General features: G+C 36.6%; 17 protein-coding genes. 9 read left to right on the forward strand and 8 right to left on the reverse strand.

Features of this window, described 5'->3' with window-relative positions; all coding sequences use genetic code 11:
- The first annotated feature begins 68 nt into the window (after positions 1–68).
- From FW778_RS22020 to FW778_RS22045, 6 genes are all read left to right on the forward strand, one after another.
- Positions 69–569, forward strand: coding sequence for a DUF4251 domain-containing protein (locus FW778_RS22020; protein ID WP_150417058.1), 501 nt, complete (start codon positions 69–71; stop codon positions 567–569).
- A gap of 44 nt (positions 570–613) precedes the next feature.
- Complete coding sequence (locus FW778_RS22025) at positions 614–838, forward strand: DUF2905 domain-containing protein (protein WP_150417059.1); 225 nt, start codon at positions 614–616, stop codon at positions 836–838.
- Positions 839–933: 95 nt separating this feature from the next.
- A complete protein-coding gene (locus tag FW778_RS22030; RefSeq protein WP_150417060.1) occupies positions 934–1,692 on the forward strand; it encodes an oxygenase MpaB family protein in 759 nt (252 codons plus the stop codon).
- A gap of 67 nt (positions 1,693–1,759) precedes the next feature.
- Positions 1,760–2,029 carry a DUF6496 domain-containing protein gene (locus FW778_RS22035; protein WP_150417061.1) on the forward strand — a complete coding sequence of 90 codons (270 nt, stop codon included), beginning with the start codon at positions 1,760–1,762 and terminating at the stop codon, positions 2,027–2,029.
- Positions 2,030–2,467: 438 nt separating this feature from the next.
- Positions 2,468–4,765, forward strand: a complete 2,298-nt coding sequence (locus FW778_RS22040) for a T9SS type A sorting domain-containing protein (RefSeq protein WP_150417062.1) — start codon at positions 2,468–2,470, stop codon at positions 4,763–4,765.
- A 113-nt stretch (positions 4,766–4,878) separates the two neighbouring features.
- Positions 4,879–5,718, forward strand: a complete 840-nt coding sequence (locus FW778_RS22045) for an MOSC domain-containing protein (protein ID WP_150417063.1) — start codon at positions 4,879–4,881, stop codon at positions 5,716–5,718.
- Positions 5,719–5,776: 58 nt separating this feature from the next.
- On the opposite strand, the gene FW778_RS22050 is transcribed toward FW778_RS22045, so the two are convergent.
- Positions 5,777–6,148 carry a hypothetical protein gene (locus tag FW778_RS22050; RefSeq protein WP_150417064.1) on the reverse strand — a complete coding sequence of 124 codons (372 nt, stop codon included), beginning with the start codon at positions 6,146–6,148 and terminating at the stop codon, positions 5,777–5,779.
- 218 nt (positions 6,149–6,366) lie between these two features.
- Positions 6,367–6,837 (reverse strand): Dps family protein, encoded by a 471-nt coding sequence (locus FW778_RS22055; protein ID WP_150417065.1) that lies wholly within the window; start codon positions 6,835–6,837, stop codon positions 6,367–6,369.
- Between the two features lie 210 nt (positions 6,838–7,047).
- Here FW778_RS22055 and FW778_RS22060 point away from each other — a divergent pair, with 210 nt between their 5' ends.
- Positions 7,048–8,373 (forward strand): DEAD/DEAH box helicase, encoded by a 1,326-nt coding sequence (locus FW778_RS22060; RefSeq protein ID WP_150417066.1) that lies wholly within the window; start codon positions 7,048–7,050, stop codon positions 8,371–8,373.
- A 3-nt stretch (positions 8,374–8,376) separates the two neighbouring features.
- On the opposite strand, the gene FW778_RS22065 is transcribed toward FW778_RS22060, so the two are convergent.
- The 6 genes from FW778_RS22065 to FW778_RS22090 form a co-directional block, all read right to left on the reverse strand.
- The gene (locus FW778_RS22065; protein ID WP_150417067.1) at positions 8,377–9,219 is read right to left on the reverse strand and encodes a polysaccharide deacetylase family protein; all 843 of its coding nucleotides are present in this window, start codon (positions 9,217–9,219) and stop codon (positions 8,377–8,379) included.
- Positions 9,220–9,243: 24 nt separating this feature from the next.
- A complete protein-coding gene (locus FW778_RS22070; RefSeq protein ID WP_150417068.1) occupies positions 9,244–10,278 on the reverse strand; it encodes a hypothetical protein in 1,035 nt (344 codons plus the stop codon).
- Positions 10,279–10,395: 117 nt separating this feature from the next.
- Positions 10,396–11,076: a hypothetical protein gene (locus tag FW778_RS22075; RefSeq protein ID WP_150417069.1), complete on the reverse strand. Its 681-nt coding sequence runs from the start codon at positions 11,074–11,076 to the stop codon at positions 10,396–10,398.
- Between the two features lie 13 nt (positions 11,077–11,089).
- Entirely contained in the window at positions 11,090–12,586 is a 1,497-nt protein-coding gene (locus FW778_RS22080; RefSeq protein ID WP_150417070.1) for a patatin-like phospholipase family protein, read from the reverse strand.
- A gap of 118 nt (positions 12,587–12,704) precedes the next feature.
- On the reverse strand, positions 12,705–13,133 hold the full coding sequence (locus FW778_RS22085; RefSeq protein ID WP_150417071.1) for a CBS domain-containing protein: 429 nt from the start codon (positions 13,131–13,133) through the stop codon (positions 12,705–12,707).
- 557 nt (positions 13,134–13,690) lie between these two features.
- On the reverse strand, positions 13,691–15,565 hold the full coding sequence (locus tag FW778_RS22090; RefSeq protein ID WP_150417072.1) for a M1 family metallopeptidase: 1,875 nt from the start codon (positions 15,563–15,565) through the stop codon (positions 13,691–13,693).
- Positions 15,566–15,715: 150 nt separating this feature from the next.
- Between FW778_RS22090 and FW778_RS22095 the strand changes: the two genes are divergently transcribed.
- Both FW778_RS22095 and FW778_RS22100 read left to right on the forward strand, forming a co-directional pair.
- The gene (locus FW778_RS22095; protein WP_150417073.1) at positions 15,716–15,904 is read left to right on the forward strand and encodes a hypothetical protein; all 189 of its coding nucleotides are present in this window, start codon (positions 15,716–15,718) and stop codon (positions 15,902–15,904) included.
- Between the two features lie 131 nt (positions 15,905–16,035).
- Positions 16,036–16,818, forward strand: a complete 783-nt coding sequence (locus tag FW778_RS22100) for an ABC transporter ATP-binding protein (RefSeq protein WP_150417074.1) — start codon at positions 16,036–16,038, stop codon at positions 16,816–16,818.
- Positions 16,819–16,827: the final 9 nt, after the last annotated feature.

The following is a 16,827-nucleotide window of genomic DNA, read 5'->3' on the forward strand; positions in this document are numbered from 1 at the left end:
CGGTTTGTTTTTCACATTTTTATAAATAATCACAGCGTAATTTTGCTTTTAATAATAAACCATTCAGCATGACACGCATAAAATATTCCCGTTTTATTTTAATAATATTCCTTTTCCTTTTTCCTTTTCCCAAATTTGGTATCGCTCAGCAAAATAAAAAAAATGATTCAAAAAAAACCGCCATTAAAAATATGATAGATTCTCAAAAATTTATCTTTGAGGCGCAATCCGTTACGCCGCTCAGGGGTAATTTTAGAAATCTTACTTCTTCATATGATGTAACCGTATCTAAAGATACCATGCGAAGCTATCTGCCTTATTTTGGACGTGCGTTTAATCCGCCTTATAATCAAACAAAATCGCCGCTTGAGTTTACTTCAACCAAATTTTCCTATTCATTTTCAGCCCACAAGAAAAATGCATGGAATATTATAATTAAGCCAAAAGATAATTCGGAAATTCAGCAATATTTATTTACGGTTTTCGATAATGGAAGAGCAAGCCTTAATGTTACCAGTATTTCGCGGGACCCGATTTCATTTAATGGATTTGTTAGGGAGAAACAATAATTTTTTGTGAAGTTAATTTTGACCAGGGATACTATTTTTAAATTATGGATCAGCAAACCGGTAAGTATATAATTATTGCAGGAATATTTATTTTAATTGCAGGGATATTAGTTTATTTTTTTCATAATTATTTTAAATGGCTTGGAAGACTGCCGGGCGATATAAGAATTGAAAAAGAAAATTTACGGTTTTATTTTCCCATCGTTACAATGCTTGTTATTAGCGTTGTTGTAACTGTTATTATAAACATTATAAAACGTTGGTTGTAGAATTTTATCTTTCTTTCTTTTAATTATTGAAAAATATTTTTCTTAAATAACAAACATCATCCATCATTAGTCGTAGGGCAAGCTTGCCATTTATTATGAAATATTTTGTTGAAAAAAAATCAATTGTGCGGCAGATATGGGGCAAAAGCGATACGGTGCTTTTTATTTTTGCAGGCGCTGCCGCGGAATTTGCGTTGAATAAGGCGGTGGACTGGCTTTATTATACGGGGCGTCTTCCTATGGATCCGCTGGGGAGATTATTTTCAACAGTTAGCTATTCGAAAAGAATTCTTTTTGCTCAATATGATGACGCTTTAAAAATAATTGATTCCATTACATCCATTCATAAAGCTGTAGAAAATAAAAGAGGACAAACAATTCCTGACTGGGCATACCGGGATGTTCTTTTCATGTTGATCCACTATAGCATTGCATCTTTCGAAACACTTGAACGGAAACTTACGTTAACTGAAAAGGAAGATGTGTTCGATGTGTTTTACAGGTTTGGCAAAAGAATGAATTTGAAAGGGCTCCCGGGAAATTATACAGAATGGCTAACGGTAAGAAAATATGACCTCGGGCACGACCTCGTTAGAAGTAATTATTCAGTTGATCTTTATAAACAGTATAAAAAACATTTGGGCAGATTTCGTTACAGCGTTTTAATCGAGGGGCAAATAATTATTGTACCTGAAAACGTACGGCAATTATTACACCTGAGAAAGTTTTCTTTTCTAAAGTTAATATTGCCATTTTATAAATTGAGTCGCGTTTTTAAATTAGATGGACTCATTAAATCTATTATTCTTCCTGCAAAATATAAAGAAGAGATTAAGGCGATGGATATTGTTTAATTACGGATAATATTTGGCACAAAAATTAGTGCATACAAATTATTTACTAACCTTAAAATCTTATAAAATGGCAAAGTATTCTAAAGGAGCAGGAAAAAAAGTTGAGCGGGCAATGCATGAAATGCACGAAGGCAAACTCAAAAGCGGGAAAAGTAATAAAAAAGTTACCAACCCTAAGCAGGCAATAGCAATAGGCCTTTCAGAAGCAAGGGAAGAGGGAGCTAAAGTTCCCAAAAAAAGTGCATCTAAAACAGCTTCAAAAAAATCCGCAGCAAAAAAGTCTGCTTCAAAAAGCAGTTCTAAACCCGGACCGAAAAAAGGGGTTAAGAAAAAATAATAGGATAAAAAAACTTTTCTAAAAACCACTCCTTAAAAGTGGTTTTTTTATTTTCAAATATTTTGACTGCTTAAGAACTAAGCAAACTGAATTTTCCTGTTGTTTATTGATGATTTTTAATAAACAATTTTGTTTTTTCTTGCTTTGAAATAAAATTTGTAATAACTTTCCTTCCTGATTTACCTCTGATTTTCAAGGAGATAATTTTATATCACCACCCACCAGAAATTATTTCAAAATTTAATTCCTTAGAAATACTTTACTTCCTCAAACTGCAAGCCTGTTGGGTCTTTACAACTGATTATTCAATTCAATTCATTTCTTAATTATTGTAATTCAACTCTGAAGTTTAGTTGGTTTAATTATTTGATTTGAAATGTATGAAAAAAAAATTCGAGAAAGAAAATAAATTTTGATCAACATTTTATACAAGAAAACATGAAAAAGAAATTACTATTAACCGCAAGTATTGTAATCTCGGCTTTCTTTTTGAATGCACAGGGTGTAACACAAATCAATAATAACAAGAGTTTACATTTTAATACCCCAATTAGCAACACCAAGCAAATCTTTGTTTCCGACCTGGACTCCACCGTGTGGGCTACAGATGGAACATTATCGGGTACGATCCAGTTATCTGCTACAATCAAGTTTGTAGATAACCTTGGTAGTATAGTATTTTTAGATGGTAAATTGATTTTTGCTGGCAGCACCCCCGCGACGGGTGATGAGGTATATATAACCGATGGTACGCCAGCCGGAACAATTCTGGTGAAAGATATTAATCCAGGAACAGCAAGTTCCCACCCTACACTTTTGTCTTTCATGAGCGGATTTATTTATTTCAGGGCAGAGACACCTGCGGAGGGCGAGGAACTTTGGAGAACAGATGGTACTCCCACTGGGACGACGCTTGTAAAAGATATTAATCCGGGGGCTGCCGGCTCTTCAATCGATCATGAATCGACTATACTGGGTAGCTTTTTATATTTTACGGCCTCGACGGCCGCAGAGGGGCGCGAAATCTGGAAAACAAACGGAACACCAGCAGGCACTACACTTTTAAAAGATATCGTTCCAGGTACGGGCGATAGTAATTACCCAGACAAATATGAGCTTTTTTCTTCTGGAACTTACCTATTATTCATGGCTCGTACTCCAGCGTCAGGAGTTGAATTGTGGACATCAGACGGGTCAACTGCCGGTACTGTTTTATTAAAGGACATAAATGCAGGCATCGATTCTTCGAATGCCAGGTCTTTTTTTAAATTTAATAGCATAGTCTTATTTCTGGCTACGGATGCCACTCATGGGGATGAAATATGGAAAACGGATGGGACAGCGGCTGGCACTACAATATTAAAGGATATAAACACTGTTCCCGATAGTTCATCAACCAAAATATGGGTAAATTTAGGATTCGGACTTGGCTACAGTTACCCTGTGCTCTCTGGCTTTCATCTTTATAATAATTTTCTCTATTTTGTTGCATATGATGGAACAAGCGCCGGAGAAGTCTGGCGCACAGATGGAACAGAGGCAAACACAACTCTGGTAAAAAATATAGTGCAAAGCACAACTATGCCATTACCGTTTATTCTTCTTTCAGACGCCATCAATTATTCCAATAAATTTATATTTCCTGTTTCAGACCAAACTACCCGTTCCGAGCTTTGGGAATCTGATGGTACGCCTAACGGAACAAAACTATTTAAGTCCTTTTCAGACGCGACCCATGACGTACCGTTTATTTTTATTCCATTTTCCTTTACAAATTTTACCCTTACCCAACCGCTCTTCCAGGGAAATAAATTTTTCTTTAGGGCTAAAACGGTGGCTGAAGGAACCGAATTGTGGATATCCGATGGTGTTGATAGTACGGTCGGAAACACGCATCTTGTAAAAGATATTAACCCAGGTCCTGCAGATTCTGACCCCACTGGTCCATACCTGTATACGACCACCGACTTATTTTTTCCGGCAACTACTGCTAGTGCTGGCGAGGAGTTATGGCACAGTGATGGCACCACAGCTGGCACCGTTGGGGTGACGGATCTTTATCCTGGGACAAATAGTTCCAATCCGGTTCTTGATGTTTTTATGCTAAACGGTAAGATATTATTTGAAGCCACTGAGGGAGATAATGCTACGGAAACCGACCTATATACCGTAAATGGAGTTTTTGTTGCATTGCCGATAAAACTAACAGATTTTACTGTTACTCTTAAAACCAATGATGCAATACTAGCATGGCGTACCGCCCAGGAAGTGAATACTAAAAACTTCACCATACAGCGAAGCTACGATGCACAACAATTCGAAGACATTGGAGTCGTCCAGGCTACAGGAACTTCTTCTAACAGCCACGCTTATTCGTTTACGGATGCAGGAATAGCAAATAGCGGTAAGAACATAATTTATTATAGATTAATTGCAACAGATATTGATGGGAAGTCTGTAAATACAAACGTTATTTTCTTAAAACTTAGAGGCGATAGCAAATGGGATGTTCGGATCCTTTCAAATCCAGTACAAGGTAATGTAAATTTAATGTTGAGCAGCATTTCAGGGAAATTGCAGCTTTCCGTAAGAGATATAAGTGGTAAGATTCTTTATACAAAATCTATGGAAAATATAAACGGTCAGCTAAGTTTACCTGTAACCTTGCAGAAAGGAATTTACCTTCTTGAAGCTGAAAATAATAATGAAAGAAAAATTATAAAGTTTATAAAGTAACAAGCAAGTGATAATAATAAAGCAGCCTCCATTGGCTGCTTTATTATTTTATGAACGAACAACAATTATACTAAACTTATAAAATAATTCTATTTTCGATTTTTAATTACAGAATGCTTACAGTAAGTGATTTGTTTATTTATCCCATAAAATCTTTAGGCGGAATTTCAGTTTCTTCTGCAAAGGTTACCAGCCGGGGATTTGAATACGACAGGCGATGGATGCTTGTTGACTCAGCTAACCGTTTCATTACCCAACGCGAGTTACCTTCAATGGCATTATTGCAGGTAGCGTTAAGTACCGGAGGATTGAAAGTTTATCATAAAAAAAATAAGGAGTCGCAAATAATTATTCCATTTATACCTGAATCCGAGCAACACGTAACAGTGCAAATATTTGACGACGCGTGTGAGGCAGTGTTTGTAAGCGATGTTGTTGATGAATGGTTTACTGAAATGTTATCAATTAGATGCAGGTTAGTATATATGCCCGAGTCTTCACTAAGAATGGTTGATACAGAATATGGACGCAATAATGAGATTACCGGCTTCGCTGATGCATTTCCATTTTTAATGATTGGCCAGTCTTCTTTAGATGATTTAAATGCAAAACTGATTGATCCCTTACCCATCAATCGTTTCAGGCCTAATATAGTTTTTACAGGAGGTACGCCATACATCGAAGATGTGATGGAGGAATTTATTATTAATAATGTTATTTTTTTTGGAGTAAAACTTTGCGCCCGCTGTAATATTCCGACTATAAACCAGGACAATGCTTCAAAATCAAATGAACCGTCAAAAACCTTCGCATCATACCGGCAAAGAAATAATAAGGTATATTTCGGACAAAATTTATTAGCTAATGGTGTTGGGGCGGTAAACGTTGGAGATAAGATTGAAAATATAAAAATGCATACGACAGATAGTTTCCGATATTTCCAAAACGATTAGGTGTAAAAATAAAAAAAGGCCCCAAGAAATCCGGGACCCTTTAAAACCAAACTATATTTCACCTTCCAACTATACCAAAAATTATTTGCAATAAAGAAACTCTTGTCGCAGGTTGATGATGCTCGTCACGGTCGTATCTTCTTTTATCGCCATTGTATTTTGGAGAAAAATGTTCATCGCGGCCTCTATAAGAATCGTTACGTTCATTACGGTTATAAGCATATTGATCGTTGTTATCCTTACTGTTCCACTGATTATCTCTGCCGTTAGAATAAGCGTTGGAACTATTCTTATCCTGGTGGCCGCCATATGAATACGGGGATGTTTGATATCCGTTACCCTGGGGCTGTTTTTGCTGGCGATGTTCAGACTGGGCAAATACTGATGTTAAAAGTCCGAGCGAAAATATTAGTGTAAAAATCTTTTTCATGATTGTGAATTTTAGTTGTGAATAATAATACTAATAAGACGCCCCATTATATAAATTACTTCCCAATAGAATGTTAATAGAAAGCATATATCATTAAGTGTGGCGGTGCACACCCCGCTCTAGGAAATTAGCATAACTAATCCTTAGAAGTAAAGATTTTCCTTTTACAATTTAGCACTAACGGTACGGGATAAGTGCCGCTTGAAACAGGCAAAATTTTATACCAGATGGGCTCTTAACATCCAGGCCATTTTCTCATGAGTTTCCATCAGCCCTGTAATGTAATCACTGGTTCCGGCGTCTTTATAGGTGTCTGTGAAAGGATTAATATTGCCTCTTATAAATTCAATAATACTTTCATGGTCTGCCAGTAGCTCTTTAATAAAATCAAGACTGCCATTTTTATTTTCAGACTCGCTAAGATGCGTCAGCTTCAGGTAGGCCTTTAAAGTTGCAGGAGCATAATGCCCGAGGGCACGAATGCGTTCAGCTACGCTATCCATAATTTCGTCGAGTTGTTCATATTGAGATTCAAAAAATAAATGCATTGCATGGAAGTCACTTCCTTCCACATTCCAATGGGCATTTCTTGTTTTAGTGTACAAAATAAATTCATCGGCCAATAATTTTGACAAAGCAGTTGAAACAGCCAGCCGGTTTTTCTGAATAATACCAATGTTGGTTTCCATATCTTTTTTTATTTGTTAATAGATGTAAACGCCTAATTCAATTTACAAAAAGTTAAAGTCGTTCGTATTCTTTAGAATCGATAAAGCGTTAAATGAACAAGCACAACCATGATTTATTCATCAGTTGAAATTTAGAGCTGGAAATTTTAACATAAAGCAAAACGTTATTCAATACTCATCCCCATCTTAAACATGCTTACTTTTGCCGGAATGAAAAATAAAAACCTTTCAGTAGAAGAAATACTTTCCCGGTTAAACATTCCTGCACTGAATGAAATGCAAATAGCATCTGTTGAGGCAAATAGAAAGGATGCGGACGTGATCATCCTTTCTGCAACAGGGTCTGGAAAAACGTTAGCTTTCCTGTTACCAATTATTGAATTACTTAATCCGAATAATAAAAATACGCAAGCACTTATAATTGTTCCTTCCCGTGAGCTGGCTATCCAAATTGAACAGGTTACCAGGCAGATGGGAACCGGGTTTAAGATAACCACTTGCTACGGCGGCCATAAAAGAGAAACAGAAGAAAATAACCTGGTTCAACCACCGGCAATAATAGTCGGCACCCCGGGAAGAATATGCGATCATATACGCAGGGGAAATATCACATTAGATGCTATAGAAATTTTGGTATTAGATGAATTTGATAAAACATTAGAATTAGGTTTTTTAGAAGAAGTTTCTTTCATCATGGGTTCCTTAAAAAATTTGAAAAAAAGGATATTGACATCAGCAACTGAAACTGTGGAAATTCCCTCATTCATTGGGCTTAGCAATCCCACCCGGTTAAATTATTTATCGCAAGGCGATGAAGAAAAAGGCTTAAGTATTGAAAGCGTAATATCACCGGAAAAAGATAAAAACGAAACCCTATTTAAATTGATTTGCTATCTCGGGAACAGATCTGCGATTGTGTTTTGCAATCACCGGGAATCGGTTGAACGTACCAGCCACTTTCTTTCTAAAAGCGGAATTGTAAATGAATTTTATCATGGCGCTATGGAGCAACAGCAAAGAGATAGCGCATTATGTAAATTCAGAAATGGAAGTGTAAACGTGCTGGTAACTACCGACCTCGCCTCCCGGGGACTGGATATACCTAACATTCGTTATATTATTCATTATCATTTGCCTCATACAGAAGAAATATTTATTCACCGAAATGGAAGAACAGCAAGAATGGACGCAAGCGGAACTGCTGTTTTAATATTATCAGAAGACGAAAAACTACCTGCTTATATAAACGCGGGTATTGAACAAATACATCTACCCCCTACCGTTATACTACCCGAAAAGCCAAAGTGGTCAACGCTTTTTATTGCCGCGGGCAAAAAGAATAAGGTGAACAAAGTGGATATAGTCGGATTTCTTTCGAATAAAGGAGAATTAAAAAAAGAAGATATTGGCCTTATAGAAGTAAAAGATTTTTTCTCATTTGTAGCCATACGAAAATCCAAAGTCGGGCATGTTCTTCAGCTAATAAAAACTGAAAAAATCAAGAACAAAAACGTGAAAATTGAAATTGCCAAATAGCTATTAAAGGTGAAAAGTTTGTTTCATAGCTCTTAGCACTCCCGGAGTTGACCACTGGCCCGCTACAAGCAGCCTCCTTATTGTGAACAATGGTTCAGTCGAATCTCTTTTTGTTGATAATATAAACGCCATTTTATAACCGGCCTTTTTTAGTTCAGGGACTGCGGCCAAATTCCAAACGCCATATGGATAAGCAAAATATTCAGCAGGTTTCCCCGTAATATCTTCTACTTTCTTTTTAGGTTTTACAAACTGGATCTCAAAATCTGCACCTTTATATTTGGTAACCATGTGGTGATCCCACGTATGTGCTTCAACTGCATTGCCATCATCTGATAATTGTTTTAGCTGTTCTGTAGTCATATAACGTGGCCGGTTAAGCGAAATAGTCATTATAAAAAAAACGCCTTTAAAGCCATATTTTTTCATTTCCGGGTAACCTATACTAAATTGTTCTTCATCCGTATCATCAAAGCTTAGAATAACAGGTTTTGGCGGAAGTTTAGCACCATGAGTTAAATAATTATACAAATCGTCAGGCAATATAGTTTGGTAGCCGCTGTCTTTTAAAGCCTTCATTTGCTGGGCGAAAGATTCGGGAGATACTGAGTAGCTTTTCAGTGTTTCGCTCTGTCCCGGCTTGGCCTCACGAATATGGTGGTAGCATAAAACGGGCACCTCTTTTTTAGAAAGTATGGTTGCTACATCTGCAATTTTACCTGGTTGTGCTGGGCCGGTTGTATCTTTTGCAGGTTCATTTTTAGCTGTTTCCTTTTGGGTTGTACCGTTTGAGCACGATGCTATAAAAAACAGAATAGTAATTAAACTAAAGCCGTGTGTCTTCATTTTTTGAGATATAAAAATTTATTGTTATTGATATTGAATATAGATAGGCTTCGGAACAAATTTTAATAATTCCTGAGGTGTATACATTTGATGATTCCCGTTTTTAATATCATTTTTATAAAACAATTTAAAGCCGGTAAATTCCACGGGTTGTTTATAAATATATAAAAGGTAAGTAGAGCGTTTTAAAGTCTTGTCGCCCCAGCCATCCATGTCCATTACAATTTGCACTTCAGGAACTTTTTTTATTTTTTCATAGCCTGTTACCATGCCCTGGGTAAAGCGATGAACTATTAAAATTTTGGGGGGGAGATTATATTTTTTCACGAGGGAAGCCAGGTAATCAACCGCGTTATTTACATCTTCATAACTAAATGTCCCGATTTTTTTTCCTGGTACCTCACCGCCTTTCATTGAAAATTCAGGATCTATTCCAAAATTAACGTTAGGAAGCTTTAAATAATTTTCTAACGGAGGCATTTCGTCCCTTACTGTACTATGCCCAACTTGTACGTCAAGGAAAACGAGGCCATTAATTTCTTTTGCCCAATTCATGATCGTATCAATTTGACTGGAAGGCATGCGGTACCTGTGTTTGCCGTCTTTCCCGGGAGAACCTTGCGCCGTTACGGCAATATAATGTAGAGCGGGAATTACCGGAATGGAGCTATCTGCAGCCTGCCATTTTGCAACTTCACCTCTCAATTTTGCCAGCATTTCGGCTTTGGGTAACTCACCAAGAATACCCATTTTCTTTGAATACAAATTGCCATAAAAAGCAACAATTCTCCTGAAGGGCAGAACAGCACCGGGTAAAGGATAAGGAAATTTAGCGGGCCATTTCCCGGTAGTATCCCCGTTTGCAAGGTTTTTTAATTTTGCATTATAATCTGCAGTGTCAAACTTTCCCTGGTACAACGACTCTGTTCCTGAAGTTGTTTTATTTATTATTGTATCCGCTTTTTCACTGCTGCCGGAACTTGCATTTTTGCAGCTAACATTACAAAAAGCGATAAATGAAAACAAGGAAATCTGTAGGGGTAATAAGGAAATTCGCATAGCGGATAAAGGTATTCTAAAAAATTTCTATTGTAACGGATTACGGGAAAAATTATTTCAAAAAGTTTTCTTAAAGATGAAATTTTGAAATCGTTATTAAAATCTTTCTTTTTTATATCACTGGTTTTGAAAGTCCTCCAGTTGCTGCTCCTCACTTTTTGTAATTAATTTCTTTATTATAAAAAATATGATCAACTCTGCAATTGTAATAAAAATATAATTGAGAGAATCGTAGGAGTAACGACCAACCAGCCAGAAGTAAAATATCGCTGCGATGCTACATACACCGGCAAGTAAAGGGATACCCCACTTTACCACTTCAAGTATCTCATAACTTTTATGAACAAAGGGATTTGAAACAACCGGGTCGGGCCGGATCTTATTAAGCAAATAAATATTCTCACCTATATCGCAAAACCAGGCGATAAACTGCATCCAGGCGAAAACAGCAAATAACTTATGACCAAAATAAGTCATCATCATCGAAACTTTCATACTCAGAATAAAGATAGCTCCATATAGTGCCGGCATAAAAATAAAATCTATCCGGAGTTGTCTTCTTACCGCCTTAGTAGTTTTTTTGCTAAGGTTGTCCGGTAAATTAAAAATGTCTTTTATAAAATTGGTTAAGTCTTGTGCCGAAGGAGGAAATTCAAGGTCGAGGATGCTGAACTTTCTTATAACCACATGCATGGTAAAAAAGTTTTTGTTTTGGACGCTCATCAATAAATGAAGAAGCAACATAACACCGAAAGCAATACAAAAGTATATCCAGGTAAAATGTATATAAAAAGTCATACAGTTTATTTAATTAAGTTTTTGAATTACCCGCAACTTTCTCTTTGTTTAACGTAATCTGCATCATAGTCCTGTTATTTTTATAGTCATTCCAGTCAAAATTTAATAAGAACTGTGTTGCTGATTTTGCTCCAAGAACGAACATGTCAATTTTGTCCTGGTCGGAAAGAAAAAAATTAAGCCAGTTATAACCTGCCAAAGGAATTTTACCAATACCTTTTTCATACACTTTATTCTTTAGCAAAAAATCTTTATCATAATAATACCTGATGGTGTTGAACATCCTGCCGAAATACCCTAACAGGTCCCAGGCAGTTGCATTTTTTGAAGTATTATCAGGCTTGCTATCATCAAGGTCTATCCCAAAAGAAGGAAGCCTCGGTGTAATGACTTTTGGATTATAAAATATATTTATAGGAAAATTCGAAAGCATTCCTCCATCAACAAACCTGGCGTTTGAGGGCGGATCGGGCTCATCCATTGTATCCAGCCAGGCTTTTTTAATTTCGTCTGATGTGCAGGGAATATCATTAATCATATAGGATTCAAAGAACATGGGAATTGACATAGAAGCTCTTATAAAACCTGCCGGCTGCAGCGTATTAATATTTGCCTTCTCCCTAAAGAGATAACACATTTCGGGGAACTGAATTTTATTTTGTGTTACCAACTCAGAAGTTATAAAAGTAACATCTCCGGTAAGGCTGGCTACGCCTTCAGGATTATCCACTCGTAAATGGAGCTGCGGAAGCGTAGCGGCTTTTGCATCAAGATCGGAAACCGTATGAACATTGTTCGTAATAAGCTGTTGCTTGATCCAGTCATAAAAAAAGTCGCCCGGGTTAATTCCATAACCGGAGTTTTTTAATCTTTTTAAAAGCCTGGCACTATAAAAAATAACCAGCCCAACAATTAAGAAATAAAAACCCGTTAGTATGAAAAATAATTTTGTAAAAAAAGAAAGAGACTGAATTTTATGTTCAAGCCCCAGGAAGATAAAATCTCCTGCGACCAATAAAACTGCAATCATTATAATCCATGTCAGCCACTTTTTCACTTTAACTGTAAAATCCTGGTGCGTGATAAATTTTTTAATGATCCATCGTGCGGCAGGATGGCCATCTACCAGGTTAAAGAAGTTCAGGTCACATATCGCTTTTAAAATGGGAATTGATTTCGAATCTTCCTTTTTACCAATAACGGTCATTAAGGCGGTGTTTATTGCCCCTGCACTGGTGCCTGCGAGTCGCAAAAAACGAATACCCATTTTTTCTAAAATATACGTGTAGCCAACAAGTGCTATACCTAACACACCACCGCCCTTCTGCACAAGATTTACATATTGATTGCCATCACTATCTAATACATCTGATACAATTAAAGGATTAGTGTCTTTGGGAAATGCAGTATTCAATTGTTCTACGCATTTTAAAACATCGGGATGATTAATGAAGTCCTCTGTAACCAGGCTTTTTTTATCAGGCTTGTGACCGGCAGTTGGCTGAGACATACTGTTTTAATTGGCGTCTAAATAAAGACGACTTGTTAAGTCAATTCAAAATAAATAAAACGGTAGGGGTTTTTTGAAGTAAGCCGGAATTTTAAAAATTAAATTTTAATGTTCCTAATCAGGAATTAATATAACTATCCAGGTGGCGGATGGTTTGTTGTTGTTTTAAAATTGTTTCCTTAACCACATCAGTTATAGAAATAATACCTTCCAGGTGATCATTTTTAAAAACGGGGAGATAGCGAATATTGCTATTGGTCATTAATTCCATACAGTGTTCTATGGTGTCATCCGGCTTTATATGGGGGAGCTCCGATGACATGATTTCGGAAACATGGGTATCTGTAGAGTTTTTACCCTTCAGGATCACTTTACGGGAATAATCCCTTTCTGTTACAATTCCCAGGTATTTTCCATCCTGCATTACCATTACCGAACCAATATTATTTTCTGCCATTACTTTTAATGCATCCAGGACCGTTGTGTCGGGAAGAACAGAAATTGCATTGCTGCCTTTTCGTGCAAGAATGTCTTTAACATGATTCATAGTAAAAGTTTGAAAGTAAATTACAAAAAAGAAAAGTCAATGTCAAAAAAAAAACCACAATATTCAAAAAGCCTTAATATTCCGATCTAAGAAAAAATACATAAATGATGCTCAGTCAGGCCGGTTAAAACCTAATATTAATAAATACTTGTAATTTTGGAATTATCTGAGTAATTTTGGTGTGTACTTATTAAACCGTCCCCTCTTTAAACAGTCACAACTTCGCAATACCTAAGAAATCCTGCTTTTTTAATTAATTTTTTAAATTTTAAATTGTAGGTTATGAAAAAAATTTACTCAACTGAAGTCACCGACATCTTTGTAGCTATAGGAATTATAGCTGGATTTTATGGTTTAATGGCTCTTGTTGCTATATTAACAGGTTTATAGCCAGGAAAAAAATTAGATTTTTAATAACCTTTGCTGTTTTTTTAATTAAATTTAGTGAAGGTTATTTTTTTGCAATTAGCTTATAGTTTCTTCAACATTATCCTGGCATAGAGGTCGCGTTTGCAATTACTCCAGTCAAAATCTGCGTTCCGCAATTTTGAGGCAAATCATTTATTCTCTAAAAAATTATTGCTTTCATCAGCATCAACAAAAATATCAGTTACTAACTGTATTGATTGGAGCGCTTTTTTAACAGTAATGTCTATCATTACCTGTTTTTGATTTCCCGCCCAAATAACGGGTGATTTATGAATAACCTGCGTACTGCCATCTTTAAAATTGAGTTGGATGTCGATTGGTACTGGAAATCCGCCAATATTTTCAATAGTTAGCTGGTAACCGCTATTTATTGGATGAACACTATTTACTGCCAGGTCAATATAATTATTGCCAAAAAACCATGCATTCCAAAACCAGTTAAGATTTTGTCCTGAAACATTATTGAACGCATAGAAAAAATCCCAGGGAAGCGGATGTTTTCCATGCCAGCGTTCCATAAAACCATGGAGGCATTTTTTAAACATCTCATCACCTAATAAATCTTTAATGGCTAAGTACGCCAGTGAAGGTTTTCCATATTCATTATTGCCAAGCCCCCGCCCCGAAAGGTTTTCGCCGGGCGTGATAATGGGAAGATCTTCATCTGCATTATCATCGCCTATCCATCCATTTACCCTGAACTGTTTATAGAAGTCATCTGCAGAATCTTTCGACATAACTGATCTGTTGTACAACAATTCAAAAGTTGTTGCCCATCCTTCATCCATAAATCCATAACGGGTTTCATTAATGCCCATATAAAAAGGAAAATACGTATGAGAAATTTCGTGCTCCTCCACGAACCGGGAGAAATTAAAATCATTATAAGTTTCATCATTAGCCATCATTGGATATTCCATTCCCGCATATCCCTGGAAAACGGTCATCTTAGGAAAGGGATAGGCAACGCCCGGCCATTGGGTTGATAAAAAACTTAATGCCCTCTGTCCAAATTCAACAACATGATGAAAGTCTTTTGCAGTATCATTATAGGCCGCTTGTATACTTGCCCGGCGGTTTGCTTTTTTATCCACTAAAACACTTGAGGCGTCCCATACATAATGATCGCTTAGGCCGAGAGCAACATCGGTAATGTTGTTATAAGCAAATGTCCACGTGTTCACTGAATTTTGTGCGGTAATGTTTTGTGCGGCAATATCAGCAGCATCCGCAATGTGAATTGTATTTGCCGCTTTCATTGATTCATTCAAACGCTCTGCATATTTTGGCTGAAGTACTTCCTTTGCATTTTGCAGGTTTCCTGTTGCCCAAACCAGGTAATTTTTAGGCACTTTTACATGAAGAATATAATTATTAAAATCATTATAAAATTCAAGTGCTTCATTGTGTTCAATATCATCCCATCCATTTACATCATCAAAAACTGCAACCCGGGGATAAAAATAAGCGAGGTAATAAGTCGTAGAATCAATCATCCCCTCCCTGCCGCTTTTTAGCGATATTTGATAATGCCAGTCAAACGTAAGTTGTACAGAATCGTGTGGCATCAATGGTTTTGATAACCGGATAAACTGTATGGTGCCGGAATTTTTCTGCCCCCAGTTCTTTGCAATTCCATTCTCGGTATACGCATCTACGTGTACGCCATCCGTTAGATAATCAGTCGACGCTTGTCCTAACCTTGTTACACCGGGCTTATGAATGTTTTGTATAAATTTAAACACAAGCACTCTTGGGGTATCCTGGCTATTATTAATATAAGCAATTTGTTCGGTTCCTTTAATAGTACGGTCAGGTGGCATAGCGGTAACGGTTATATTATAAGTACCTGTATTTTGCCAGTATTTTTTACCAGGATATCCATCGTTGGATCGTGTTTGATTTTTATAAGCTTTTTTTAAATCACGCGGCCAATACAGATTCTGGGCGTTTAACGAAAATGAAATTGACAGTGTAAAAAAGGCAAACAAGATTCTTGTCATAATGGTATTTTAAAAATCTAAAATATGGATAAACGCTATCTTGAAACAAAATTTTTTGATAAATGGTAATCTAACACGGTAAACAAAACTTCAGCGTTATATCAGGGGGTTAATTAGAGATTAATATGGTGTAATTTTATAAAAAAAATCATGGAACATAAAAAAGAGCTTGAAGAACTAAATAAAAAATCATTAGAAAAGATCGATGAATATATAAAGACCAAAGGCAACCTGGATAAAGATCATCACGAAAAATTAAGCGAAGCGAAGCATAAATGGCAAAGTTCATGGACCGATCTAATGGATGTCTTAATGTATCTCGAAAGAATAGAGTTATAACTAAGACAAAGGTGTTTTATTTTTAACCACTCATACTTTTTCTTTTGGCGGTTACCGGTACGTTTCCAATGTTTGCAAGTCAAATATTTTAGATTTGCTACCCGGAAATCACATTTCAAAACAAAACAAAAATGATTGACCAACCTGGCTCATCCATATTACAGGTAAAAAACCTCAATGTATTTTACGGAACATTTCAAGCCGTTAGTAACGTTTCTTTCTATGTTAAATCAGGCGAAATCTTTGGGTTGCTTGGTCCTAACGGTGCCGGTAAAACGAGCACGCTCAGTTCAGTTGAAGGATTATTAAAGCCACAGTCAGGAGAAATAACTGTTGCGGGTTTTAATATAAGCAAACAGCCGCTTCATGCGAGAGCCAATATGGGCGTACAATTGCAGGCAACAAGTTTTCAACCCGAGCTTACCATTACAGAAATTATAAAATTATATGCGGGTATTTATGGAGTTAATCTCACCTCCGAAAAATTAAATGCGTTGTTACAGGATATAAAACTGGAAGAAGCAGCTTCAAAAAAATTCGGACAACTATCCGGGGGCCAGCAGCAACGTGTTTCTTTAGTAATATCAACTATTCATGATCCTATATTAGTAATGCTCGATGAACCTACTACCGGTCTCGATCCGCAATCGAGGCGGCAACTTTGGGAACGCATTGAAGCCATTCGCGAAAAAGGCCATGCCGTATTACTCACCACTCATTCTATGGAAGAAGCAGAAGCAGTTTGTGACAGGATAGCGATTATTGATCATGGTAAAGTGATTGCCACTGATACTCCGCAAGGTTTAATTGATTTATACAGAAACGATCCTGCTGTAATAAGTGCTTCACGAAAAGGAAAAATAACACTCGAAGATGTTTTTATTGGCCTTACCGGCAAAACCGTTCGTGCTTAAAATAAACAA

The sequence above is a fragment of the Ginsengibacter hankyongi genome (genome assembly GCF_008710285.1).
Classification (GTDB): domain Bacteria; phylum Bacteroidota; class Bacteroidia; order Chitinophagales; family Chitinophagaceae; genus Ginsengibacter; species Ginsengibacter hankyongi.

Bases quoted from the DNA above. Each gene is read 5' to 3' on its own strand.
- FW778_RS22020 (WP_150417058.1), top strand. From the start codon at position 69: ATGACACGCATAAAATATTCCCGTTTTATTTTAATAATATTCCTTTTC.
- FW778_RS22025 (WP_150417059.1), top strand. From the start codon at position 614: ATGGATCAGCAAACCGGTAAGTATATAATTATTGCAGGAATATTTATT.
- FW778_RS22030 (WP_150417060.1), top strand. From the start codon at position 934: ATGAAATATTTTGTTGAAAAAAAATCAATTGTGCGGCAGATATGGGGC.
- FW778_RS22035 (WP_150417061.1), top strand. From the start codon at position 1,760: ATGGCAAAGTATTCTAAAGGAGCAGGAAAAAAAGTTGAGCGGGCAATG.
- FW778_RS22040 (WP_150417062.1), top strand. From the start codon at position 2,468: ATGAAAAAGAAATTACTATTAACCGCAAGTATTGTAATCTCGGCTTTC.
- FW778_RS22045 (WP_150417063.1), top strand. From the start codon at position 4,879: ATGCTTACAGTAAGTGATTTGTTTATTTATCCCATAAAATCTTTAGGC.
- FW778_RS22050 (WP_150417064.1), bottom strand. From the start codon at position 6,148: ATGAAAAAGATTTTTACACTAATATTTTCGCTCGGACTTTTAACATCA.
- FW778_RS22055 (WP_150417065.1), bottom strand. From the start codon at position 6,837: ATGGAAACCAACATTGGTATTATTCAGAAAAACCGGCTGGCTGTTTCA.
- FW778_RS22060 (WP_150417066.1), top strand. From the start codon at position 7,048: ATGAAAAATAAAAACCTTTCAGTAGAAGAAATACTTTCCCGGTTAAAC.
- FW778_RS22065 (WP_150417067.1), bottom strand. From the start codon at position 9,219: ATGAAGACACACGGCTTTAGTTTAATTACTATTCTGTTTTTTATAGCA.
- FW778_RS22070 (WP_150417068.1), bottom strand. From the start codon at position 10,278: ATGCGAATTTCCTTATTACCCCTACAGATTTCCTTGTTTTCATTTATC.
- FW778_RS22075 (WP_150417069.1), bottom strand. From the start codon at position 11,076: ATGACTTTTTATATACATTTTACCTGGATATACTTTTGTATTGCTTTC.
- FW778_RS22080 (WP_150417070.1), bottom strand. From the start codon at position 12,586: ATGTCTCAGCCAACTGCCGGTCACAAGCCTGATAAAAAAAGCCTGGTT.
- FW778_RS22085 (WP_150417071.1), bottom strand. From the start codon at position 13,133: ATGAATCATGTTAAAGACATTCTTGCACGAAAAGGCAGCAATGCAATT.
- FW778_RS22090 (WP_150417072.1), bottom strand. From the start codon at position 15,565: ATGACAAGAATCTTGTTTGCCTTTTTTACACTGTCAATTTCATTTTCG.
- FW778_RS22095 (WP_150417073.1), top strand. From the start codon at position 15,716: ATGGAACATAAAAAAGAGCTTGAAGAACTAAATAAAAAATCATTAGAA.
- FW778_RS22100 (WP_150417074.1), top strand. From the start codon at position 16,036: ATGATTGACCAACCTGGCTCATCCATATTACAGGTAAAAAACCTCAAT.